This window comes from Yoonia tamlensis, assembly GCF_900115105.1.
In the GTDB taxonomy this organism is placed as follows: Bacteria; Pseudomonadota; Alphaproteobacteria; order Rhodobacterales; family Rhodobacteraceae; genus Yoonia; species Yoonia tamlensis.
In genome coordinates, this window is sequence record NZ_FOYP01000001.1 from 1,641,566 (window position 1) to 1,664,963 (window position 23,398).

The following is a 23,398-nucleotide window of genomic DNA, read 5'->3' on the forward strand; positions in this document are numbered from 1 at the left end:
TTACAGGCGGCCTGCGACGTTTTCCCAGTTCACGAGGTTATCAAGGAAGTTGGTCAGGTAAACAGGGCGTTTGTTGCGGAAGTCGATGTAGTAGGAATGCTCCCACACATCGCAGCCCAAAAGCGCCGTTTGCCCAAAGCACAGCGGGTTCACGCCGTTTTCGGTTTTTGTCACTTTCAACGCGCCGTCGGTGTCTTTGACCAGCCAGCACCAGCCGGATCCGAACTGGCCTGCGCCTGCTGCGGAAAACTGTTTTTTGAATTCATCAACAGACCCAAAGCTTTCGACCAAGGCTTTTTCCAGCTCGGTTGGCATCGCATTGCCGTCTGGGCCCATCATTTCCCAAAACTGGTTGTGATTCCAAAGCTGAGAGATGTTGTTGAAAATGCCGTTTTGGGCAACCGCATTGGCATCATAGGTGCCAACGATAATTTCTTCGAGGCTCTTGCCTTCCCACTCGGTGCCCGCAATCGCTGCGTTGCCATTGGTGACATATGCGTTGTGGTGCAGGTCATGGTGGAATTCGAGCGTTTCGGCAGACATGCCTTTGGCAGCCAAAGCGTCGTGTGCGTAAGGAAGATCGGGGAGAGTAAATGCCATTGTATTAACTTTCTGTGTTGGTGACAGGATGCATTGATACATGTCACATGCGCGCGCGGCGTCAAGCCCGCTGGCCGGACATTACGTCATTCTTATAGCACCCAAGTTATGACATTTGCATGTAAATCGCACCGATTGCATGCGCTGCCTAGGCAAAAAAGCCAACCCTGCCTGCTTTGGCCGAGGTCGCCAAAAGATCAAACGCGTATTCTGCAACGGACCGAAAACAGATCACTGCAATCGTGTCTTGGTCACGCATCCAGAACGCAGCGGCCACTTGCCCGATATGCGAGCGCCGGAAATCACCGGGCTGGAAAGCATCCGGATGCAGATCAACAGGCGCGAGTTTCGCGATGACCTCGCGGGCGAATGTGCCTTCGACGGTGATCAGCGCGCGCGCATCCGATACATTTTCGGCCAGATGATGTTTATTTTTCAATGCCTTGGCGATTTGTTCAAGCGCATCCGCGACGGTATCATATGGCACAAGAATCAGAACCTCGTCCGGTGACATCCAGCACAGCCCCTTAGCGTCATCGCAATTGGCCTGACCGCTACTCGGGAACGCAGCGCCTGTCAGGCTGGTACAAATCGACTTCACTTTACTATCGGACAAATCCGCGCGCAGCGTGATCATGCCGCGCAGACCCGCCTCGCGGATCGTGACTTCTCCGGCGGCGACCTTGCCGTTCAAGGCACTGACTGCATTAGACATTTTGCTTTGCCCCTTCTTTGTCATAGAACACCGGATCAACGATTTTCGCCGCGATCGTCGTGCCGTCGACCTTGTTGAATTCAATCACCTCGCCCATGCGGTCGGGGCCTTTGTGGACCAGCCCCATCGCAATCCCGCGATCCAGCGTGGGCGAATAATAGGTCGACGTCACACGCCCTTGGGTGTTGCGTTGGCCGTTGGCGTTTTCACCTGTCGCAATCGCATAGGCCCCATCAGGCAAAACAGACCCATCGACGGTTTCCAACCCAACCAGTTTCCAACGGTTCGGATCGGCCATATGGCTGCGCAGATGCGCGCGTTTGCCTAAGTAATCCTCTTTCTTCTTGGATAGCGCCCAGTTCAGGTTCAAATCCTGCGGGATCACTGTCCCGTCGGTTTCATCCCCGATCATGATAAAGCCCTTTTCGGCCCGCATGATATGAAGCGCCTCGGTGCCATAGGGCATCACCCCGAATTCCTCGCCCGCCGCGATCAGCGAATCCCAGAATGCGGCACCCTGCCCGGCGGGCACGGCCACCTCGTATGACAATTCACCTGAAAAGCTGATCCGGAACACGCGCGCGTCAAATTCTCCGATCCTGCCAGCCTTCCACTGCATAAACGGCAGTGCCTCGGCAGACAGGTCCATATCGCCGCCCAATTTTTGCAGCAGCTTGCGCGCCTTCGGCCCGACCACGGCGATCTGCGCATATTGTTCGGTGACATTGGCGACATAGACTTGCATGTCCCACCATTCGCATTGCAGCCAGTCTTCCATATGGGCATGAATACGCTCGGCCCCGCCGGTTGTGGTATGACAAAGCCACGTGTCGTCATCCATGCGGACCACCACACCGTCATCCATCAAGAACCCGTTTTCCGAACACATCAGCCCGTATCGGCATTTGCCGACAGGCAACGTCGACGTCATGTTGGTATACATCAGATCAAGGAACTTCCCTGCGTCCGGCCCTTTGACAATAAGTTTGCCCAATGTCGACGCATCGAGCAGCCCCACGTTTTCACGCGCATTCTTCACCTCACGGTTCACGGCGTCATGTACGCTCTCACCCTCGCGCACATAGGTATAGGGTCTGCGCCATTGGCCAACAGGTTCGTTATCAGCGCCATTAGCATTGGACCATGCAGACACCGGTGTCTTGCGCACTGGCAGAAACAGATCATCCCGCGCGGCACCCGTAATCGCCCCCATCGAAATCGGCGTATAGGGCGGGCGGAATGTGGTTGTGCCCACGTTCGGAATATCGGCGTTCAAAGATTGCGACAGGATCGCAAGCCCGTTGATATTGCTTAACTTTCCCTGATCTGTCGCCATGCCAAGCGTGGTATAGCGCTTGGTGTGTTCGACGCTTTCAAAACCTTCTTGCGCGGCAAGCTGCACGTCGGACACTTTCACGTCATTCTGAAAATCGAGCCAGGCCTTTGACCGCAATTCATGGCTTGCGCCTTGCGGCATCAGCCAGACAGGGGAAATCGGGCCTTCTTCGGCATCTTCGCCCAGCGGGGATTGGGAACCGCGTTTGCTATGGCCCGCAACCTTTGCCGCAGCGCGCCCAGCCGCCCAGCCGTCACTGACAGCTTCGGCGGTAAACAGATGCCCGTTTGCCGTGCCCGCGGTGATCACAAACGGTTGCCCGTCAGCACCTGTCGGCGGCTTTTCATGGTCGGGGCGGAACATCACCTGATCGGCATCCCAAATCAGCTTGCCACCGCAATGTGACCACAGATGCACAACGGGCGACCAGCCGCCCGACATCGCCACGCAATCGCATGCAATTTCTTCCAGTACCGCGCCTTCACCCGCTTGGGCGCAGATACCGACAGATTTGACGCGCTTGCCGCCTTTGACCTTGGCGATGGCTTTGCCTTGCTCCACGCGGATGCCCAAAGCGCGGGCTTCATCAATCAGCGGGCCTTCGGCATCGGGGCGCGCGTCGATGATCGCGGGGATATCCAGCCCCGCCTTTTTCAGGACCAAGGCCGTGCGGTAGGCATCATCATTATTGGTCACAACGACCGTGCGGTCGCCCATGGATACGCCGTAATTTACCACATAGTCGCGGACGGCGGCTGCCAGCGTGACACCCGGAATATCATTGCCCGCAAACGACAGCGGACGTTCAATGGCCCCAGTCGCGGTGATGATTTGCTTGGCGCGGATACGCCAAAGCCGGTGGCGCGGCCCCTCAATTTCCGGCGCGTGGTCCGTCAGTCGCTCGTACCCAAGCGCGTAACCGTGATCATAAACCCCTGCCCCCATGCAACGCAAACGCATGTCAACATTCGACATATTTTCAATCGCTTGAACGGTGTTTTTCACCCAATCTTCCGCTGGAATTCCATCAATCATCGGGGCATCAACAACTGCACGGCCGCCCCAATCGGCGGTTTGTTCCATCAGCAGAACACGCGCGCCCGCTTCGCCGGCAGCATGGGCTGCGGCAAGTCCGGCGATCCCGCCGCCCACGACCAGCACATCAACATGGGCGTGGAAATGCTCGTATGTGCTGGCATCGCGGTCCTTGGGCGCGCGGCCCAATCCGGCTGATTTGCGGATCACAGGTTCATATACATGTTTCCAGAATGCACGCGGATACATGAACATTTTGTAATAAAATCCGGCAGGTAGGAACCTTGCAAAGGCCGTGTTGATCGCACCGACATCATATTCAAGGCTCGGCCAGTGGTTCTGCGATTGCGCCTGCAACCCGTCAAACACTTCGGTCGTGGTGGCGCGCTGGTTTGGCTCAAACTGGCCGCCTTCGCCAAGGTTGACAAGCGCGTTGGGCTCTTCCGCGCCCGCGCCCACAACGCCACGCGGACGGTGGTATTTAAACGACCGCCCCATGAGCATCTGGTCATTGGCCAAGAGCGCCGAAGCGAGCGTATCGCCTTCAAAGCCACGCAGATTTTTTCCATTAAAAGAGAACTCTACCGCTTTGCCTTTATTGATCAAACGGCCCATTCCGGTCAGACGCGTGCTCATCGAAAGTTCCCCCATGACCAACCGGGCCGCTGCGCGGATATGGCGTCTTTGATGTCTTGTGGTGGCTCATGCGTTTGCGCGCGATACGTGCCAAACACCTGCAATGTCGCAGTGCAACGTGCCGCCAGAAACCATTTGCCGCAGCCGTAAGCATGGCGCCAGCGTTCGAAATGCACGCCTTTGGGGTTTTCACGCATGAACAGGTAATCCTCGAACGCATCGTCGGATGATCCGGTGCTTGCGCGTTTCAAATGCGCCTCGCCACCTGCGTGCAGGTCGGTTTCATCGGCATCAACGCCGCAATAGGGGCAATGCAAGGTCAGCATGGGGACACCTCGGAATTTAGAAATAGTTGCGCGATATCCAACATCAGTGTGCCACCCCCGCTGCGACGCTTTCGTCGATGAATTTGCCTTCGCGGAAACGGTACATGCTGAATTCGTCGGTCAGCGGCGATTGCCCTTTGGCCATGAGTTCGGCCATCGCCCAGCCTGAACCGGGGATTGCCTTGAACCCGCCGGTGCCCCAGCCGCAGTTCACAAACACGCCGTCCACGGGCGTCTTGGACAGGATGGGCGACCGGTCGCCGGTGACATCCACGATCCCGCCCCATTGGCGTAACATCTTAAGCCTTGAAATCATTGGGAATGTCTCGACCAATGCGCGCACGGTTTCTTCGATATGGTGGAATGATCCGCGCTGGGTGTAGTTGTTGAACCCGTCCGTGCCGCCTCCGATCACCATCTCGCCCTTGTCGGATTGCGACATATAGCCGTGCACGGTGTTCGCCATCACAACAACATCCATGCACGGTTTGATCGGCTCTGACACCAGCGCCTGAAGCGCAACGGATTCGATCGGCAGCCGGAACCCCGCCATTTTGGCCATCACGCCAGCGTGGCCGGCAACAACCATCCCCAGCTTATCGCAATCAATCGCGCCTTGGCTGGTGTCCACACCGACAACCTTGCCGTTTTGCTGGCGCACGCCCGTAACTTCGCATTGCTGGATGATATCCATGCCCATATCCGAACAGGCCCGCGCATAGCCCCAAGCCACGGCATCATGGCGCGCCGTGCCGCCGCGTTCTTGGTAAAGCCCGCCCAACACCGGATAGCGCGGCCCTGAAATATTCATGATCGGGCATAATTCCTTGACCCGCTGCGGGCCGATCCATTCGGTTTGCACGCCTTGCAGCGCGTTGGCCTGCGCCGTGCGCTGATAGCCGCGCACCTCGTGCTGGGTCTGGGCCAGCATAATCAGGCCGCGCGGGCTGAACATCACGTTATAGTTCAGGTCCTGCGACATGGTCTCGTACAGGCTGCGCGCCTTTTCATAGATCGCCGCTGACGGGTCTTGCAGGTAATTGGAGCGAATAATCGTCGTATTGCGACCGGTATTGCCGCCACCAAGCCAGCCCTTTTCAAGAACGGCGACATTGGTGATCCCGAAATTCTTGCCCAGATAATAGGCGGTTGCCAGCCCGTGCCCGCCTGCCCCCACGATAATTACATCATATTTTTTTTTGGGCGCGCGTTTGGCCCATGCGCGGTCCCAACCCTTGTGTTGGCGCATGGCTTCGCGGGCGACGGCAAAGGCGGAATAGCGTTTCATGCGATCATCGATTCCCTGATAAGGCCGGTTTAGGTGCTGCATTCTAACTGGACCGATCACAGTGCCAAGAGGATACTGCCAGCGGCGTCTGGCTGCACAATTGCGACATCGCAACTGCCACGTGGTCGCAGCCCCCTTTCCAGTGGCGGCAGTGATGGTTATGTCACCCTTGACTGGCTTGGATGGATAGAATGATTTTTTGGCTGATATGTGTGGTGCTGACGCTTGGGATCGCGGGGGGTCTGGCGGCCCCGATGCTGCGACCTGCGCAAAGTGACGCGCATAACCCCGATATTGCGATCTACAAAGCGCAACTGGCGGAAATCGCGCGTGATCTTGAACGTGGCGTGCTGCCCGAGGCCGAGGCCGCGCGCGCGCGCACCGAAATCGCACGGCGCCTATTGGCGGCAAGCAACAGCGCAACCACCCCGACACAGTCGGGGCCGACATCACCCGTTTTTACAGGCGCGGTGGTGCTTGGGCTGATCGGGCTGAGCTTTGGGGTCTACGCCTATTTGGGCGCGCCGGGCTATGCCGATCTGCCGCTGCATACGCGGATCGCAACCGGCGATGAAATGCGTGAAAACCGCCCCAGCCAAGAGATGCTCGAGACATTGGCCCCGGCCCCTGCGCCGGTTGATGTCCCGCAAGAATTTCTGGACGCGATGGCGCAATTGCGCGCGATCGCACCGCAGCGTCCGAACGATACAGAGGCCTGGGCGCGGCTTGCCTATTACGAGGCGGATTTGCGCAATTTCGCGGCGGCAGCGCGCGCGCAAGCGCATCTGTTGGAAATCTTTGGCGCGGATGCAACGCTGGATGATATGCGCTTGCTAGTCGATTATCGGGTCGCGGCGGCAAACGGCTATGTCTCGCCGCAAGCCGAGGAAACGATCCGCGAAATTCTGGCGCGCGACCCACAAGATATTGCCGCACGCTACTATCTGGGCGCGCTATATTACCAGACGGATCGGGCGGACTATGCCTTTCAGCTATGGCGCGAATTTGCGGAATCCGGTGACCCGCGCAGTTATTATGTGGCCTCGGCAAGGGCGCAGATCGAAGATGCAGCCTACCGCGCTGGGATTGATTACACATTACCCGAAACGCGCGGACCTACTGCCGCCGATATCGCAAATGCCGCCGATTTGACAGATGAGGAACGCGCCGGAATGATCAACGCGATGGTCGCCGGGCTGGCCGAAAGACTGGCAAGCGAAGGCGGGCCCGCAAGCGATTGGGCGCGGTTGATCACAGCCTACGGCGCGCTTGGGGATACGGCCAACGCGCAGGCGATCTGGGTGAACGCACAGGCGGCCTTTGGCGCGGATGAACCCGCGATGCGCATGCTGCGCGAAGCAGCGCAGGCAGCGGGGGTTTTGCAATGATTTTTGAAACACCACAGGAATTTGCAGCGCAATTGCCGGATTTCGGGGCGATTGCCGGATTGGATCTGGGGACTGTGACTATCGGGGTTGCGGTCTCTGATTTGATGAAATCGGTGGCGACACCGCTTGAAACGATCCGGCGCAAGAAATTCGGGGTGGATGCGACCAAGCTCTTGGCGATCACCGATGCGCGCCAGATCAAGGGGATCGTGCTTGGGCTGCCGATGAATATGGACGGCTCTGAGGGGCCGCGCTGTCAGGCGACGCGCGCCTTTGCGCGCAACCTGTCCGGTCTGACCGACCTTCCGATCACCTATTGGGACGAACGGCTGTCGACGGTTGCGGCGGAACGCGCGCTGCTTGAGGCCGATACTTCACGCCAGCGCCGGTCCGAAGTGATCGACCATGTTGCAGCAGCCTATATTTTGCAAGGGATGCTGGACCGTTTGGGCAATCTGCGGGCCGCGACATGAGCGATGAAATCTGGGCACGAGACGAGGTCGAAAGCCCCTGCGTCAAAATCTGCGTGATCCATCCGGCCAGCAGACTGTGCACCGGATGCCTGCGCACGATTGAAGAAATCGGGGAATGGTCACGGATGACGCCGGACGCGCGGCGCGCAGTGGTGGATGATCTGGCAGCCAGAGCCGGAAAAATCACCAGACGGCGTGGCGGACGGGCCGTGCGGATTGCGCAGAACGGCGATTAGGGGGACAGACTTTCATCGAAAGTCTGTAGCCAATTTCTGTACCAGAAATTGGCGCTAGCGGCGCGGGAATACAAAACAGCGATCGCGGCGGATCATGATCCACAGAGGCGTGCCGGGTTTGGGCAGAAACACCGAGGGCACGCTCGCTTGCAAAAACGACCCGTCGTAATCCATCCGGAATGTAATCAGGCTCGATGCGCCGATAAACCGCGCCCGCTCGACCACGCCGCGCGCAGGTGTGCCATCTACCGCCGTGGGATTTGGCCCGCGCCCTGCCCGATCAAAGTCGATCTTCAGATGCTGCGGCCGGATCACAATATCAACCTCTGTTCCGTTTGGCACGCCTGGCGCCAAAAACTGGCCAAAGGGCGTATCTGTCAGCGCACCTTCAACTTTGCCCTTTATCACGTTGATATCACTGAAAAATGCGGCCGCTTTCAGATCGACGGGTGTGTTGTAAATATTATATGGCGCGCCTTGCTGCACAATCTTGCCGTCACGCATCAGCGCAATTTCGTCTGCCATGCGCATAGCTTCGCCAGGTTCATGGGTAACCAGCAACACGGCTGTGCCTTCGCCTTTGAGCACCTCTAGGGTTTCATCGCGGATATCGTCACGCAGCCGGTCATCAAGCCCTGAAAACGGCTCGTCCATCAGCATCATCCGCGGGCGCGGCGCCAAGGCACGTGCCAATGCAACGCGCTGTTGTTCACCGCCCGACAGCTGGTGCGGGTAGTCGTCAATATAGCGGGACATGCCGACCTTTTGCAGCAATTCCTTGACCCGTTCGCGCGCGCCCTTGTCGCCACGCAGGCCAAAGGCCACGTTTTCGCCGACACTCAAATGCGGAAAAAGCGCAAAATCCTGAAACATCAACCCGATAGAGCGCGCCTCGGGCGGGACCCGAAAGACCGTATCGCAGACCAAAGCGCCATCGACATGAATGGTGCCGCTATCTTGCATCTCTACGCCCGCAATAATGCGCAGGGTCGAAGATTTACCGCATCCGGACGGCCCCAAAAGGCATGTCACCTTGCCCGGCATGACGCTCAGGCTCAGATCGTCGACAACCCGTCGCCCGCCAAAGGATTTGACAATATTCTTGATCTCGAGACGGGGCGTCGACATGCGGGGATTGGTCCCTGACTGAAACATTAAGGTAAACCGCACCTAACAAGCGGCGCCGTTCAGGGCAAGCTACCGCAACGTGAAATCACAGCTTTGTACGATCCGCCCGTTGATTTGCACATGGATACGGTGCGCACCGGGGTATAGCCGGAAGGTTGTCGCATTGCCTTTGAACCTGTGCATTTTGCGGATTGTAACCGGCACGCCCGGGACCGCGGCAATCTGTTTGCACTTGAACACTTTGGGTGCGGTCTTGCCGTTTGATTTCATGAAATCAATGGCATAATCGATAATCAACGGTGCCGGTCGGGGCACGTGCACGGTGAACGCGATCTCGGCTGTTGCGTCGATTTCCAACGGCTCTGGCGTGATCGAAAACCCCGTTACGCTGACATCGACATCAGGCCGGAAACCCAGATGGCGCAGCGCCGCGGGGTGGCCGCTCTTGATCAGGCTGCGCAGCGCATGCTTGCGCATATAGTCAAGTTCGGGCGCGGTTTGCGCTTCTAGTTCCTGCCAGTCTGACAGCCGCGCAATTACCGCATCGGCGTCTGTCTTTGCGATATCATTCAAATGGTTCGCAACCGATCGCGTCACATAGCGCGTCCGATCCGCGTGCAGCGTGTCAAGCAGCGGCAATGTCTGCGCCGGCAAAAGCCCGACCCCCTGCCCCCAAGGCAGTTTTGGCCGCGTCCCTTCGGATACCAGCCTGCGCAAATGGTAATTCTCATGGCTGGCCCAATCTTGCATCCGTGCCAGCGTTGCGCCCTGATGAGCATTCAAAAACGCGCGGATCGAAAACTCCATCGAAAACCGCTGGGTAATTAACGCAAGCAAATCAAGGCTTTGATCCAGATGGCAATCCGCAATTCCCTTGGTTTCGACAAAAACGCCAAGCGGGGCGTAGATGAAATGCCCGAAATCATTATCCGTCTTTTCCGGATCTAGCGGTGGCGGCAGCGCGGCGGCAATCGCTTTGGCGGCGGTAGGGAAATCGGCGGGCAGAAAATCCGCAAGAACCTGCGCAATCAGATTGATCCGCGCCTTGAGTTCCAAAGGCGCCATCCGCGCCAGAACGGCATCGACAAAGGGGGCGGCATCAAAGACGCCCGCCTTTTCGAAATCATTGCCTAACTGCGCAACGGTTTGCGCGTTAAACAGCTGATCTTTCAAGCTAAATCCAGCGGCCACTAGATTGTCGCGTTGATGGCACCGCCGTCAAGCACAAGGTTCTGCCCGACAATAAAGCCCGCGTGCTGCGAACACAGAAACGCGCAGGCCGCGCCAAATTCGGCTGCCGTGCCATATCGGCGTGCTGGAATTGTGGCCTGCCGTTGGGCGGTGGCGGCAGCAATGTCGATGCCTTGGGCCTTTGAAACGCCGGCATCAAGGCTTGCCGCACGGTCAGTGGCATGGATACCTGGCAGCAGATTGTTGATATTGACGCCATATTGCGCCACCTGCCGCGATGTGCCCGCAACATAGCCGGTCAGCCCCGCGCGCGCCGAATTCGACAGCCCCAGTTGCGGGATCGGCGCTTTTACCGAACCCGAAGTGATATTAACAACCCGCCCCCAGCGACGTTCGATCATGCCCGGCATCAAGGCCTTCATCAGGGCAATCGGGGCCAGCATATTGGCATCGAGCGCGGCGATAAAATCGTCGCGATCCCAATCCGACCACAACCCCGGAGGCGGGCCGCCCGCATTATTGACCAAAATATCAACATCCCCCGCCGCCGCGAGCAGGGCCGCGCGACCCGCGTCGGTCGCCACATCGGCGGCAACGGTGGTGACGTTTACGCCGTATTTGCTGCGAATATCTGCGGCGGTCGCCTCAAGTGCTTCGGCGCCGCGCGCATTCAAAACCAGATCTACGCCAGCCTCGGCAAGGCTTTGCGCGCAGCCGCGCCCCAAGCCTTTTGATGATGCACATACCAGCGCGCGTTTGCCCTTAATTCCCAGATCCATTGTTTTCTCCAAACTTGATTTGGGTCACTCCTACCATTGCCGCCGCATGGGGTCTATTCCCTTTGGAAAATGTCACGTATAGCTTGGCCATATGACTGAAAACCTGCTGAATATTGACGTGTTTTGCGCCGGAGATTTTACGGTTGCCGACGGGGTGCGCATTGGCGAGCCGCTGTCGTTTGCCGACGATCTGGTCATGGATGACCAGTACCGGATGCGCGGTGGTGCCCGTACCATCGGGTTGGCGCTGCAAGATGACGGGCAATCCTTGCGGCGGGCGGACGGGGCGCACAATCTTGTGCATATTGATTGCTGCCTGACATTGATCGCGCCCGACGGCGGCACCCACGAAGCCGTGATCCTTGTCGAGGTCGCAGCCGACATAATAGCCGCGATCTATGTCTTGCCGCTGGGTGATTTCATCGCCGCGACTGAATACCGGCTGATCGGCGTCGAACGCCACAGCGCAACCAAACGGTTTGCGCAATCGGCGGGTGGTTCATTTGCGCGCGGCACGCTGATCACTATGGGCAACGGGATGATGCGCCCGATCGAGGATCTTGTCGTCGGCGACGAGGTATTGACCCGCGACAGCGGCAAACAACCCATCCGGATGATTGATCAATGTACCTTGCGGGCCTCCGGTCGTTTCGCCCCGATTGTGATCACCAAAGGCGCGCTGCACAATGAAAACGATCTGGTGTTACGCCCTGACCACCGGCTGATGGTCTATCAGCGTGCTGATTTTCTGGGGGCGGGGCGCGCCGAAGTGCTGATCAAGGCGCGCCAGCTTGTTGACGGCAAAACCGTGGTGCGCCGCAAGGGTGGCTATGTCGATTATTACCAGCTGATCTTTGACGAACATTACATCATTTTTGCCGAAGGGATCGCCGCGGAATCACATCTGGTCAATGCCCGCAGCCGGAATGCGCTGACCGCGCAGGCGGCCGTGAAATCACATCGCCCGCGTGATCCGCATGACTACGAGTTTCAGAGCAATCTGACGCCGGTTGCGGATATCGCAAAGCTGTTGCGGCGTGCGTCGCGCGGCTAGGGTGTTAACGTGCCCGCAAAGCTGCCGTCAAAAATATCAACTATGATACCTTGGGTAATATCCCCGAATACCAGACCTGCGATGCCGTCCCATTGCGGACCGTAAAGATCACCCGCAAGCGTTCCGTCAATCACATAGATTGTGCCGTTTGCATCCAGATTGCCGTCAAGACCGGCGAAAAACTGGTAATCGACGGCGGGTTGCGCATGCGGGTTCAGCACACCACTGTCGATCTGCAACACGCCCACAAGCACCTGCTGGCCGTTTGCGAGCTGTGACACGCTGCCCAACACAGGATTTGCACCTGCATCAAACCCGATGCTGATCTCTAAAAGGCCCTGATATTGCTGCGCGGGTCCGTCAATTGGCAGGTCAAGCCGCACACGCCCCGCATATTCATAGCGGCCTGTAACAGGCAGGCTGGCGACAGGCGTCACACCCGTGCCGGTGATCTGGTTGAAGTAATCGTCAAAATCCGCAGGCGCGCCCCCGTTGCCGCCCCCGTCATCACCGCCACCACCGCAAGCGCAAAGCAGGCTGAAAATTAACACTTGATGCTTCATCACATGAAGATGCGCGCAACATCGTTAACGGATGGTTAAGGCGACAGGACCGTTTCACCGACCACCACAAAAGTCGCATCGACAAGCGTGCCGTTATAATACACTGCGGCGTCAAGCTCTGACGCGGCCAACGCCGCAAGCGGGTCGCCCAAGAACATTCCCGTGAGCGTACCATCAAACACCAGTGTATTTGCCCCTTCGGTTAGCGCGCCGGCATAATCAAACGATAAATCGGGGCTTACCGCGCCCGCATCAATTGTGATCGTGCCGGTATAATCGACAAGCGCGCCACTGTCGTTGGTGCCAAAAAACGCATCCATCGTGCCTGTTACACTGCCCTGTGCAAAGCTGATCGTCACAACCGAATCACCATAAAGCACAAGCGGCGCCGCCGTGTTTTCGACGCGGATCGTCGCAAACCCGTCGAAATCCGCGCTGCCCACAACAGGCACACCGACCGCCGGGGTCGGATCCATGCCGGCCACGCCCGTTTCAGCATCACCCAGCACGCGCAAACGTTGCATATCATAGGCGTCAATGCGGGCCACGCGCGGATCAATCCCGGAACCGGGATCATCGCCGCCCCCGCCACAGCCCGCAAGGCAGGCCAGCGCAAGAAATTTTATCAAACCTGTATTCATGCATGCAACGATACCAGCGAAATCCAAACCACTGGTTAAGCGCAGTGTGGATTGCCCTTTGCGCAGCAACCGCATAAAGCATCAGCCATGACAAAACGCCCTGACCTGCCCGCTGAAATTGCCCGTCGCCGTACCTTTGCGATTATTTCGCATCCGGATGCCGGCAAGACGACATTGACCGAAAAATTCCTTTTGTTTGGCGGCGCCATTCAAATGGCCGGACAGGTGCGCGCCAAGGGCGAGGCACGTCGCACGCGGTCCGACTTTATGCAGATGGAAAAGGACCGTGGAATCTCGGTCTCGGCCTCTGCCATGTCGTTTGATTTCGGGAAATACCGGTTCAACCTTGTTGATACGCCCGGTCACTCCGATTTTTCGGAAGATACCTACCGGACGCTGACAGCCGTTGACGCCGCCGTGATGGTTATTGACGGCGCGAAAGGTGTGGAAAGCCAAACGCAAAAACTGTTCGAAGTGTGCCGCTTGCGTGACCTGCCGATTTTGACATTCTGTAACAAGATGGACCGCGAAAGCCGCGATACATTTGAAATTATTGATGAAATTCAGGAAAACCTTGCCATTGACGTAACCCCTGCCTCTTGGCCCATCGGGGTGGGGCGCGAATTTATCGGCTGCTATGATATCTTGCGCGACAGGCTTGAACTGATGGATCGCGCCGACCGCAACAAGGTCGCCGAAAGCATCCAGATCGCTGGGCTTGATGATCCCAAGCTTGCCGAACATGTGCCTGCGCATCTGTTGACGAAATTCCTTGAAGAAATCGAGATGGCCAAGGAATTGCTGCCTCCGCTGGATCCGGAAGCGCTGTTGAACGGGTCGATGACGCCGATCTGGTTTGGCTCGGCGATGAATTCATTTGGCGTCAAGGAATTGATGGACGGGCTTGCCACCTATGGCCCCGAGCCGCAGATCCAATCCGCCCTGCCCCGCAATATCGCGCCCGAGGAACCAAAAGTCGCCGGATTTGTCTTTAAGGTGCAGGCGAATATGGACCCGAAACACCGCGACCGCGTGGCGTTTGTGCGGCTCGCCTCGGGGCATTTCCAACGCGGCATGAAACTGACCCATGTGCGCGCGAAAAAGCAGATGGCGATTTCAAACCCTGTGCTTTTCCTTGCTGCCGACCGCGAACTGGCCGAAGAGGCATGGGCAGGCGATATCATCGGTATTCCCAACCACGGGCAATTGCGGATCGGCGATACATTGACCGAAGGCGAAGATATCCGTGTTTCCGGCATCCCGTCATTTGCCCCCGAATTGCTGCAAGCCTGCCGCGCGGGTGACCCGATGAAAGCCAAGCACCTTGAAAAAGCGCTGATGCAATTCGCCGAAGAAGGTGCCGCCAAAGTGTTCAAGCCAACCTTTGGTTCCGGTTTCATCGTCGGCGTGGTCGGTGCGCTCCAGTTCGAAGTGCTTGCCAGCCGGATCGAGCTTGAATACGGGCTGCCCGTGCGGTTCGAACAATCGCAATTCACCTCGGCGCGCTGGGTTACCGGCAACAAAGAGGCGGTCGATAAATTTGGCGCGGCCAACAAACAGCATATCGCGACCGACAATGACGGGGACACGGTTTTTCTGACACGGCTGCAATGGGATATTGATCGGGTCGGGCGCGACTATCCCGATGTGACGCTCAGTGCGACCAAAGAAATGATGGTCTGGTAAGGTATGGCGGGCGCTTCCCCGCCGGTTCAGGTAAATGTGAATTTATCGGACTGGCGGCACGCAACCCAAAGCTGATATAGATATGCGCAACAGCGACCCATGTTTGAGGAAAGAATGAAACAAGTCAGCACATTTGCGCTAGGCGCGGCACTTTGTTCAACCGGCACGATGACATGGGCGCAGTCCAACGACTGGGACCTTTTGCGCGGTATCACCATTCAGGAAATCGTCACCGAAACCAGCTACCGTGTCGACAAGACCTACCCGCCCGAAATCGCGGATGGACGCAAGGGGATGGTGCTGACCGGTTACGCCGCCCCCATATCTGCGGGCAGTGAAATCAGCGAATTGATCCTTGTTTCTGACATGGGGTTTTGTCCGCTTTGCGGCGACCCCGATCACGGGGCCAGCATCCGCGTCACGCTGCAAACACCTGTCAACGGCATCCAAGAAGGCGCCCGCATAACCCTGCGCGGGGATATGATCCCCGATGCGGATCCCGAGACGTGGAATGCCGCGATTCTCGAAAATGCGGAAATCATCCGAAGCTAGCGATAATTGCCGTAATTGGCAGGCGCTGGCGCGCATCTGTGCGCATTGCTTGACCAACAGCCCCAATTTCGCTATCCGATCACCTGACGGCACGGGCCGTTCAGACTGGGGCGCTCGGGAAAATGCGTCCTTTCACACTTGCGGATCGATCCCGCACACTTAGGACGCACATGACGAAATTCACTGATTTGAACCTTGATCCCAAGGTTCTCAAGGCTGTAGCCGAAACCGGCTATGACACCCCGACACCTATTCAGGCCGGCGCGATTACGCCCGCACTTGAAGGGCGCGATGTTTTGGGGATCGCGCAAACTGGCACAGGCAAGACCGCCGCATTCACATTGCCCATGATTACGCTTTTGGGTCGTGGACGCGCACGCGCACGCATGCCCCGTTCGCTTGTTTTGGCGCCGACCCGCGAACTGGCTGCGCAAGTTGCCGAAAACTTTGACACTTACGCAAAATACACCAAACTTACCAAGGCCTTGCTGATTGGCGGCACGTCATTCAAAGATCAGGACAAGCTGATCGACAAAGGCGTTGACGTGCTAATTGCGACGCCTGGGCGGTTGCTTGACCATCTTGAACGCGGCAAACTTATTTTGACCGATGTTAAGGTCATGGTGGTCGATGAAGCCGACCGGATGCTCGACATGGGGTTTATTCCCGATATCGAAGAAATCTTTAAACGCACCCCGTTTACCCGCCAGACCCTGTTCTTTTCCGCAACGATGGCGCCGGAAATTGAACGGATTACCAACACGTTCCTGTCAAATCCCGCCAAAATCGAAGTGGCGCGCGCGGCGACGACAAACACCAATATCACCCAAAGCGTTGTGATGTTCAAAGGTTCGTCCAAGCCCAAAGAGCCGTCAGAAAAACGGGCGCTTTTGCGGCAGTTGATTGATGCCGAAGGTCCAAGCTGCACCAATGCGATCATCTTTTGCAACCGCAAGTCTGACGTCGATATTGTATCGAAATCATTGAATAAATACGGTTACGAGGCCGCGCCGATCCACGGTGATCTGGACCAGGCCCATCGCACTCGCACACTCGAATCTTTTCGCGATAACAAACTGCGTTTCCTTGTGGCCTCTGACGTGGCGGCGCGCGGGCTGGATATTCCGGCGGTGACGCATGTGTTTAACTTCGACGTGCCCAGCCATGCCGAAGATTACGTGCACCGTATTGGCCGCACGGGTCGCGCAGGGCGTAGCGGCACCGCGATCATGATTTGCATCGGCCGCGACGACAAAAACCTTGCCGATGTCGAAACATTGGTAAATCAGGAAATTCCGCGCAAGGAAGTGCCCGGCAAAGCGGCCCCTGCCCGCAAATCCACCGAAAAAGCGGATGCGGATACCGAAGCCAAGCCGAAGCGGACCCGCAGCCGGTCACGTCGCAAACCCGTAGATGCGGATGCGCCGCAACCCGTTGCCGAAAACACAAGCGCGCCCAAAGCACCCGCCAAAGCCGCAGCACCTGCACCGGCCCCCGCGGCCGAGCAAAAGCAGCCGCGCGACCAAAAACCGCGTGAACAAAAACCACGCGAAGATCGCCCACAAGGCGGGCGTGGCCGCAACAACTATCGCGACAACGGGCCTGCTATTGTCGGTATGGGCGAAGACACCCCTGCGTTTATCGCGCTGAGCTTTGCGGAACGCGCCAAAGTTTAGCACGCGGGTCACTGTACGCTGCATTTAGGGTTCCGGCGGAGCCCAATGCGGCGCTACATCCGTCGCGCGGCATCCCTGATCGCCGCCACAATCTGTTCAGTGCGGATATATGGCGTCTCTATTGCAGACCCGTTGACGGGCAGCAATTCTGACGGCCCTGTTTGTGCGCTGCCGTTTCTCACGCAAGGTTTCGCGGCCATCGCTGCCTTGACACGCATACCATGCTTGAGCCGGCGGTTCATCGCATCCGCCATTGCAATACCGCGATCTGCTGGCACAGGCCGTTGCGAAATGGGGTCAAAATACTGCGGATAAAGCACATAGGCACCTGCCACCACTTCGCGCAGGCTTAGGCTGCGCTGTCGTTTTTGTGCAATATCGGACGGGCCGTGATCGGTGGTAAACCCCCAGCCCGCGTAAAACGGCATACCATAGGTATGCACTTCAAGACCCTGAATTGCCGCCTCGAAACCGGCAAGAGAGGTCATCGCATGCACCTCGTCAACGATTTGAAATGTCTCGTTCAGGCTCCATCGCCGGCCAACAATCTGGCACATCCCGTTGACATCATTCGGATTTGAATAATGTTTCTTGCGCCGTTCAATTGCCTCGGGATGGGGGCGGTAGAAAATATTTGCGTCGGGGTAATTTAGCGCGACCAAACGGACGAAATCATTGCCCGTCATCGGTTTTGCCATGCCGCACAGGATGGACATATCGTCTTCGACCTGACCAAGCACCAGAATATTGCGCACGCCCGGTTCGCGGTAGAAATGATCTGCAATATTATCGGCGCTTTCGGCCGAAATATATTTGGTGACGCCTGATTTTGCCAAGGTAATCACGCGATCCGCCAGCCCAAGCGCATCGGGTTCATTGCTGAATTCAACGGTATTCAAAAGCCTGTCCAGCCCGCTAACGCGGTGCCTGTCGAAATGCATTGCCGATTTATCAAACACCAGCGAAAGCGGCGCCGATTTCTTGATCCCGAGCCCAACCGAACGGATAAAACCGTCTTCGACATAGACCATATCAATATTATTGGCGGCGCAGATTTCATTCAGCGCATCAGGGTATTTATAGGACCAGACGAAAACCGTCACATCGTCAAATTTCGGAATTGCCCGCAAGAGTGCATCAGCAACCCGTGGCGAATGCCCCAGGAAAACAACGTGATAGTCGGGCAATGCGTCAACCATCCAAGATTTCCAATCCGAAAACCCGACCAGCACTGCAGTCGGTTTTTCCGATGCGTTTGCTTCTTTGATTTTCGGGCGCAATTTGCGCAACGGGTATCGTTTATCAAGCGCGTCACGCATGAAAATGCGCGGCGTCCTGACAAGTTTGGTTAGTTTAGACATAGAGCATCCATAGCATTGCGCTGAACCACTGGTATGGGTTCAGCACATTGCTAACAGGCGGCTCCTAAGTTTTGGTTAACGCAAACCGGTTAGCTCAACCGTGACACGATAACTGTGACTTCGGGTTTCTTGCCAATCTCGGCAGCGGCAGACCGGCGCGCGATTGTCTTCAGCTCTTTTTCAAGCTTCACCTCGTCGCGCAATGTCTTGGCATTGGCGCGGTTCACAAACTGGCTCAGGTCCTGTTCAACCACGTCGACAAGCGCCGCGTTGTTGCGGCCGGTTTCCGCAATACCCGAGATTTCGACCCATGGATCGCCCAGCGGCTCATCGTTTTCGTCAATGATCAACGTGACAATCAGATGCCCGTTCAGCGCCATGCGGATACGGTCGCGCACGATGCCGTCCATCGCGCCGATTTGCACGGTGCCGTCCAGATAGGTGCGGCCTGTTTCGATATATTCCGCAACTTTGGGCGTGTTGCCCGACAAGTCGATCATCATACCGTTGACCGCAACAATCCCGGTCAAGCCTTTGGCATTGCCGACTTTTACATGTTCGCGCAGGTGGCGGTGTTCACCGTGCATCGGGATCAGGATTTGCGGTTTCACGATTTCATGCAGGGTTTCCAGATCGGGGCGGTTGGCGTGGCCGGAGACATGGTATTTCCCGCCGGCATCGTCGATCACATCAACGCCCAGTTCCGACAATTGGTTCATGATGCGGATCACACCGCGTTCATTGCCAGGGATCGTTTTGGATGAAAACAGGAAGGTATCCCCTTCCTTCAGCTTCAGCCCCAAATATGACCCTTGCGCCAATTGCGCGGATGCGGCGCGGCGTTCGCCTTGCGATCCGGTCACCAGCAACATCACGTTTTCGCGCGGCATGTTCAGCGCGTCCTCGGGGGACACCACGGGAGGGAATCCCGACAATATGCCGACTTCGGTCGCGGCTTCGACCATGCGGCGCATGGCGCGGCCAAGCAGCACGACAGAACGCCCGCCCTTTTCAGCGGCAATCGCCAGCGTTTTCAGGCGCGCGATGTTGGATGCAAATGTGGTGGCGACGACCATGCCGGTCGCCTCTTTCATCATATCGGCAATCGCATCGCCGATTGTGGCCTCTGACCGGCCGGGAGCCTCGGAAAAGATATTGGTGCTGTCGCAGACAAGCGCCTTAACACCGTTTTTGGACACTTCTTCCCAAAGCGCCGCGTTCCACGGATCACCGACAACGGGGGTCTCATCAATCTTGAAATCACCCGAATGCAGAACCCGCCCGTCAGGGCTGTCGATCAAAAGCCCCGCGCTTTCGGGAATTGAATGGCTGATTGGCAAATAGGACACTTTGAACGGCCCGCATTCGATAACTTGCGGATAAACGTCGACAACCGTCACAACGCTGTCCGGCAGCCCGTGTTCGGACAGCTTGCGCCGCGCGATATTTGCGGTAAAGGGCCGCGCATAGACAGGCGCGCCCAGCTGTTCCCAATAATGGCCGATTGCGCCGACGTGGTCTTCGTGCGCGTGGGTGATAAAGATCCCGTCAATCTGGGATTTGCGTTTCTTCAACCATGAAATATCCGGCAGGATCAGGTTGACCCCCGGCGTGCCGTCCATATCGGGGAAAGTCACACCCAGATCGACAACGATCAGCCGTTCCTTACCCGGCTTGCCGTAGCCATAAACATAGGCGTTCATGCCGATCTCGCCGGCGCCCCCAAGAGGCAGGTAAATCAGGCGGTCGGTCATGTGTTTTCCTTATTGTACTTATGGATCACGGTCAGCCCGTGCATCGTCAGATCTTCTTCGAATACGTCAAACAGGTTTGACGCCTGTTGGAAAAGAGGCGCAAGCCCCCCTGTTGCGATCACTTTCATCGGCGTGTCGCGTTCCGCTTTGATCCGCGCACATATCTCGCGGACCAGCCCGATGTAACCCCAAAAGACACCCGATTGCATGCAAGCCACAGTATTTGTGCCCACAACGCGCTGTGGCATGGTGATATCGACATGAGGTAGCGCGGCAGCGGCGTTGTGCAATGCCTCAAGGCTAAGGTTAACGCCCGGTGCGATCACACCCCCGACATAGGCACCATCGGTTTCAACCACGTCGAATGTGGTGGCTGTACCGAAATCCACCACGATCAGATTGCCGCCGTGGCGGTCAAACGCGCCTGCTGCGTTCACAATCCGGTCGGGGCCGACAGCCGTACCTGCGTCTACACGCGGCGGCTGTTCGAGCAGGCAGTCAGGCTTGCCCACAACCAACGGGCGGCAGTTGAAATAGCGGTCGGACAGCACGCGCAGGTTAAACACGACGCGCGGCACGGTCGAGCTGATGATCACCTCGTCAATCGTGACATCCAGCTTTTGCACGCCCATCAGGGTCGACAGCCAGACATAATATTGATCAGCCGTGCGCTGCCATTCGGTGCTGGTGCGCCATGTCGCAATAAAGCTTTCGCCGTCCCAAATGGAAAACACCGTATTGGTATTGCCGCAATCAATTGCCAAAAGCATGGGGTCTCTCCCGTCTAAAAATACACATCCGCCGCAGGGATAATGCGGGGGCCTTGGGCAGTTTGCAGCACAAGGTTTCCGTCAAGATCAACGGTGTCGAAACGTCCGGTAATTTCTTCGCGACCGGTGCGCGCGGTGATCACCTCGCCCAGACGTGCGGCCTTGGACAGCCAGTCGTCGCGGATGCGCGCAAAGCCGAAGGTCCGCAGTTTGTCTTCTTGGGTGGCATAGGCATCGGCCAGAACGGATAGAAAATCAACCGGATCGACATCCCAGCCACCGGCGGCACGCAGGCTAGTCGGCGCAAAGGCGGCATCGGTCACGCCTTCCGGCACGGCCGCAAGGTTCACGCCGAACCCAATTGACAGCCAGTCGACAAACGGGCCCTGCCCGCTGGATTCGAGCAATATGCCCGCCACCTTGCCACCCGACAGCAGCACATCATTGGGCCATTTGAGCGACAGCTTTTCCGGCTGCACATAGATCGCGAGTGCTGCCTCTAATGCATTTGCAGCCAGAAACGAACGCTTTGCCGCTTCGACCGCGGTGCAGGCAGGTCTAAAGACAAGTGTCGCATTCAGATTACCCGCGGGCACCACCCAAGGCCGCCCGCGCCGCCCGCGCCCCGCGGTTTGGGTGCGCGCCATAATCCAAGTGGGTTGGGTCAGCGTTGGCGCCAGCCGCGCGGCCTCGGCCATTGTGCTATCCACGCTGTCGTGGATGACACGCGCATAGGCTTCGGGCCAATGCGCGTGTGAATTGTCGCTAGTGGACAAGCGCTTGTGCTGCTGCTTGGGCGATGGGTTCGATCCCGAACAGGTTGAACACCCCGATTACCATCGCCAATGACGCGGCCATCAAGAAGCCCCACAGAACAGGGTTCAGCTTGCCGTCAAGCGGCTCTGCCTCTTCGCCGAAATACATGTAGAACACGATGCGCAGGTAATAGAAGGCACCGATCACCGATGCGATCACACCAGCCACAGCCAACCAGCCAAGACCGGCATCATAGGCCGCGCGCAGCACGTAGAACTTGCCAAAGAAGCCGACCATCGGCGGCACGCCCGCAAGGCTGAACATCAGCACGAGCAGCGCAAGCGCGCGCAGTGGCTGACGCTTGGAATACATGCGCAGGCTTTCGATTGATGTAACCGGACGGCCGTCACGCTCCATCCCAAGGATAAACGCGAATGTGCCGATGTTCATCACCACATAGATCGCCATGTAGATCAGCATCGCCTGCACGCCCAAGACCGTACCAGCCGCCAAGCCCATCAGGGCAAAGCCCATATGCGCGATGGATGAATAGGCCATCAGACGTTTGATGTCTTTTTGGCCAATCGCCGCGACCGCCCCAAGGAACATGGACACAACGGAAAGGAAGGCCACGATCTGCTGCCAGTCGGATACAATATGGCCGAATGCATCATGCACAACCCGCGCAAACATCGCCATTGCCGCGATTTTTGGCGCGGTAGCAAAGAATGCGGTCACGGGAGTTGGCGACCCTTCGTAAACATCAGGTGTCCACATGTGGAACGGCGCTGCGGATACTTTGAACGCCAGCCCCGCCACAAGGAACACGATGCCAAACAGCAAGCCCAAAGACGGGTGGTGCGCGCTCGCTTCGATAATGCCCGAGAACAATGTTGTGCCCGCAAAGCCGTAGGTCAGCGATGCACCGTAAAGCAGCAAACCCGATGACAGCGCGCCAAGCACAAAGTATTTCAAGCCCGCTTCGGTCGATTTCACGCTATCACGGCGCAAGGATGCCACAACATAAAGCGACAGCGACTGCAATTCGAGCCCCATATAAAGCGCCATCAGATCGCCGGCCGAAACCATCACCATCATCCCGACAACCGCAAGGGCCACAAGGATCGGGTATTCGAACCGCAGCAAGCCGCGGCGTTTCATATAGGCTTCTGACATCAGCAAAACAGCGGCGGCAGACAGCAGGATTGCAACCTTCGCAAAACGCGAAAACGCATCATCGTTGAACATGCCGTCAAAGGCCGTTTGCGTGCCCTGCCCGTTCACCCCGATCCACAGGCCCAGCAGGACGAAAAGCCCCGATGTGACCCATGTCAGCAAGGACGCGGATTTGTCTTTGTTGGTATAGACCGCCGCCAAAAGGGCCAGCATGGCGTAAACAGCCAGCAGGATTTCAGGCATGACGATTTGGATATCTGCGGAAATCATGTCATCCG

At 57.4% G+C, this 23,398-nt stretch carries 22 protein-coding genes; 7 read left to right on the plus strand and 15 right to left on the minus strand.

The window, feature by feature from the left end; genetic code table 11:
- The 5 genes from BM320_RS08550 to BM320_RS08570 form a co-directional block, all read right to left on the minus strand.
- Positions 1 to 600: a superoxide dismutase gene (locus BM320_RS08550; protein WP_090198946.1), complete on the minus strand. Its 600-nt coding sequence runs from the start codon at positions 598 to 600 to the stop codon at positions 1 to 3.
- Positions 601 to 748: 148 nt separating this feature from the next.
- Positions 749 to 1,315: a sarcosine oxidase subunit gamma gene (locus BM320_RS08555; protein ID WP_090200492.1), complete on the minus strand. Its 567-nt coding sequence runs from the start codon at positions 1,313 to 1,315 to the stop codon at positions 749 to 751.
- A complete protein-coding gene (locus BM320_RS08560) occupies positions 1,308 to 4,322 on the minus strand; it encodes a sarcosine oxidase subunit alpha family protein (RefSeq protein WP_090198949.1) in 3,015 nt (1,004 codons plus the stop codon). Before BM320_RS08560 ends, BM320_RS08555 begins: the two co-directional genes overlap by 8 nt.
- The gene (locus BM320_RS08565; RefSeq protein WP_090198952.1) at positions 4,319 to 4,648 is read right to left on the minus strand and encodes a sarcosine oxidase subunit delta; all 330 of its coding nucleotides are present in this window, start codon (positions 4,646 to 4,648) and stop codon (positions 4,319 to 4,321) included. The genes BM320_RS08560 and BM320_RS08565 overlap by 4 nt, the downstream gene beginning before the upstream one ends.
- 43 nt (positions 4,649 to 4,691) lie before the next feature.
- Positions 4,692 to 5,936, minus strand: coding sequence for a sarcosine oxidase subunit beta family protein (locus tag BM320_RS08570; RefSeq protein WP_090198954.1), 1,245 nt, complete (start codon positions 5,934 to 5,936; stop codon positions 4,692 to 4,694).
- A gap of 191 nt (positions 5,937 to 6,127) precedes the next feature.
- On the opposite strand from BM320_RS08570, the gene ccmI reads away from it, so the two are divergent.
- From ccmI to BM320_RS08585, 3 genes are read left to right on the plus strand one after another with little or no spacing between them, the layout of a single operon-like run.
- The gene (ccmI, locus tag BM320_RS08575; RefSeq protein WP_090198957.1) at positions 6,128 to 7,324 is read left to right on the plus strand and encodes a c-type cytochrome biogenesis protein CcmI; all 1,197 of its coding nucleotides are present in this window, start codon (positions 6,128 to 6,130) and stop codon (positions 7,322 to 7,324) included.
- The gene (gene ruvX, locus BM320_RS08580; protein WP_090198960.1) at positions 7,321 to 7,797 is read left to right on the plus strand and encodes a Holliday junction resolvase RuvX; all 477 of its coding nucleotides are present in this window, start codon (positions 7,321 to 7,323) and stop codon (positions 7,795 to 7,797) included. The genes ccmI and ruvX overlap by 4 nt, the downstream gene beginning before the upstream one ends.
- Positions 7,794 to 8,033, plus strand: coding sequence for a DUF1289 domain-containing protein (locus BM320_RS08585; RefSeq protein ID WP_090198963.1), 240 nt, complete (start codon positions 7,794 to 7,796; stop codon positions 8,031 to 8,033). Before ruvX ends, BM320_RS08585 begins: the two co-directional genes overlap by 4 nt.
- Before the next feature lie 54 nt (positions 8,034 to 8,087).
- Here BM320_RS08585 and BM320_RS08590 read toward each other — a convergent pair whose 3' ends face one another.
- The 3 genes from BM320_RS08590 to BM320_RS08600 form a co-directional block, all read right to left on the minus strand.
- Positions 8,088 to 9,161: an ABC transporter ATP-binding protein gene (locus BM320_RS08590; RefSeq protein ID WP_090198965.1), complete on the minus strand. Its 1,074-nt coding sequence runs from the start codon at positions 9,159 to 9,161 to the stop codon at positions 8,088 to 8,090.
- A 69-nt stretch (positions 9,162 to 9,230) separates the two neighbouring features.
- The gene (locus tag BM320_RS08595) at positions 9,231 to 10,334 is read right to left on the minus strand and encodes a YhaZ family DNA alkylation repair protein (protein WP_311135495.1); all 1,104 of its coding nucleotides are present in this window, start codon (positions 10,332 to 10,334) and stop codon (positions 9,231 to 9,233) included.
- Positions 10,335 to 10,351: 17 nt separating this feature from the next.
- Positions 10,352 to 11,131, minus strand: coding sequence for an SDR family oxidoreductase (locus BM320_RS08600; RefSeq protein WP_090198972.1), 780 nt, complete (start codon positions 11,129 to 11,131; stop codon positions 10,352 to 10,354).
- A gap of 91 nt (positions 11,132 to 11,222) precedes the next feature.
- On the opposite strand from BM320_RS08600, the gene BM320_RS08605 reads away from it, so the two are divergent.
- Positions 11,223 to 12,185 (plus strand): Hint domain-containing protein, encoded by a 963-nt coding sequence (locus tag BM320_RS08605; RefSeq protein ID WP_090198974.1) that lies wholly within the window; start codon positions 11,223 to 11,225, stop codon positions 12,183 to 12,185.
- Here the strand turns inward: BM320_RS08605 and BM320_RS08610 are convergent.
- Positions 12,182 to 12,736 (minus strand): hypothetical protein, encoded by a 555-nt coding sequence (locus BM320_RS08610; protein ID WP_131802356.1) that lies wholly within the window; start codon positions 12,734 to 12,736, stop codon positions 12,182 to 12,184. The two genes, BM320_RS08605 and BM320_RS08610, sit on opposite strands and share 4 nt — an antisense overlap.
- Positions 12,737 to 12,783: 47 nt before the next feature.
- On the minus strand, positions 12,784 to 13,377 hold the full coding sequence (locus tag BM320_RS08615) for a hypothetical protein (protein WP_131802358.1): 594 nt from the start codon (positions 13,375 to 13,377) through the stop codon (positions 12,784 to 12,786).
- A gap of 99 nt (positions 13,378 to 13,476) precedes the next feature.
- On the opposite strand from BM320_RS08615, the gene BM320_RS08620 reads away from it, so the two are divergent.
- The 3 genes from BM320_RS08620 to BM320_RS08630 all read left to right on the plus strand — a co-directional run bounded on the left by BM320_RS08620 (position 13,477) and on the right by BM320_RS08630 (position 17,303).
- Entirely contained in the window at positions 13,477 to 15,075 is a 1,599-nt protein-coding gene (locus tag BM320_RS08620; protein ID WP_090200494.1) for a peptide chain release factor 3, read from the plus strand.
- 114 nt (positions 15,076 to 15,189) lie between these two features.
- Positions 15,190 to 15,627 (plus strand): hypothetical protein, encoded by a 438-nt coding sequence (locus tag BM320_RS08625; RefSeq protein WP_090198984.1) that lies wholly within the window; start codon positions 15,190 to 15,192, stop codon positions 15,625 to 15,627.
- Between the two features lie 170 nt (positions 15,628 to 15,797).
- Entirely contained in the window at positions 15,798 to 17,303 is a 1,506-nt protein-coding gene (locus tag BM320_RS08630; RefSeq protein WP_090198987.1) for a DEAD/DEAH box helicase, read from the plus strand.
- Between the two features lie 53 nt (positions 17,304 to 17,356).
- Here the strand turns inward: BM320_RS08630 and BM320_RS08635 are convergent, their stop codons facing one another.
- From BM320_RS08635 to nuoN, 5 genes are all read right to left on the minus strand, one after another.
- A complete protein-coding gene (locus BM320_RS08635) occupies positions 17,357 to 18,664 on the minus strand; it encodes a capsular polysaccharide export protein, LipB/KpsS family (protein WP_090198989.1) in 1,308 nt (435 codons plus the stop codon).
- 89 nt (positions 18,665 to 18,753) lie between these two features.
- On the minus strand, positions 18,754 to 20,418 hold the full coding sequence (locus BM320_RS08640) for a ribonuclease J (protein WP_090198992.1): 1,665 nt from the start codon (positions 20,416 to 20,418) through the stop codon (positions 18,754 to 18,756).
- Positions 20,415 to 21,188: a type III pantothenate kinase gene (locus tag BM320_RS08645; protein WP_090198995.1), complete on the minus strand. Its 774-nt coding sequence runs from the start codon at positions 21,186 to 21,188 to the stop codon at positions 20,415 to 20,417. The genes BM320_RS08640 and BM320_RS08645 overlap by 4 nt, the downstream gene beginning before the upstream one ends.
- Positions 21,189 to 21,202: 14 nt before the next feature.
- Complete coding sequence (locus tag BM320_RS08650) at positions 21,203 to 21,964, minus strand: biotin--[acetyl-CoA-carboxylase] ligase (protein WP_090198998.1); 762 nt, start codon at positions 21,962 to 21,964, stop codon at positions 21,203 to 21,205.
- Positions 21,954 to 23,390 (minus strand): NADH-quinone oxidoreductase subunit NuoN, encoded by a 1,437-nt coding sequence (gene nuoN, locus BM320_RS08655; RefSeq protein WP_207496863.1) that lies wholly within the window; start codon positions 23,388 to 23,390, stop codon positions 21,954 to 21,956. Before nuoN ends, BM320_RS08650 begins: the two co-directional genes overlap by 11 nt.
- Between the last annotated feature and the right edge of the window lie 8 nt (positions 23,391 to 23,398).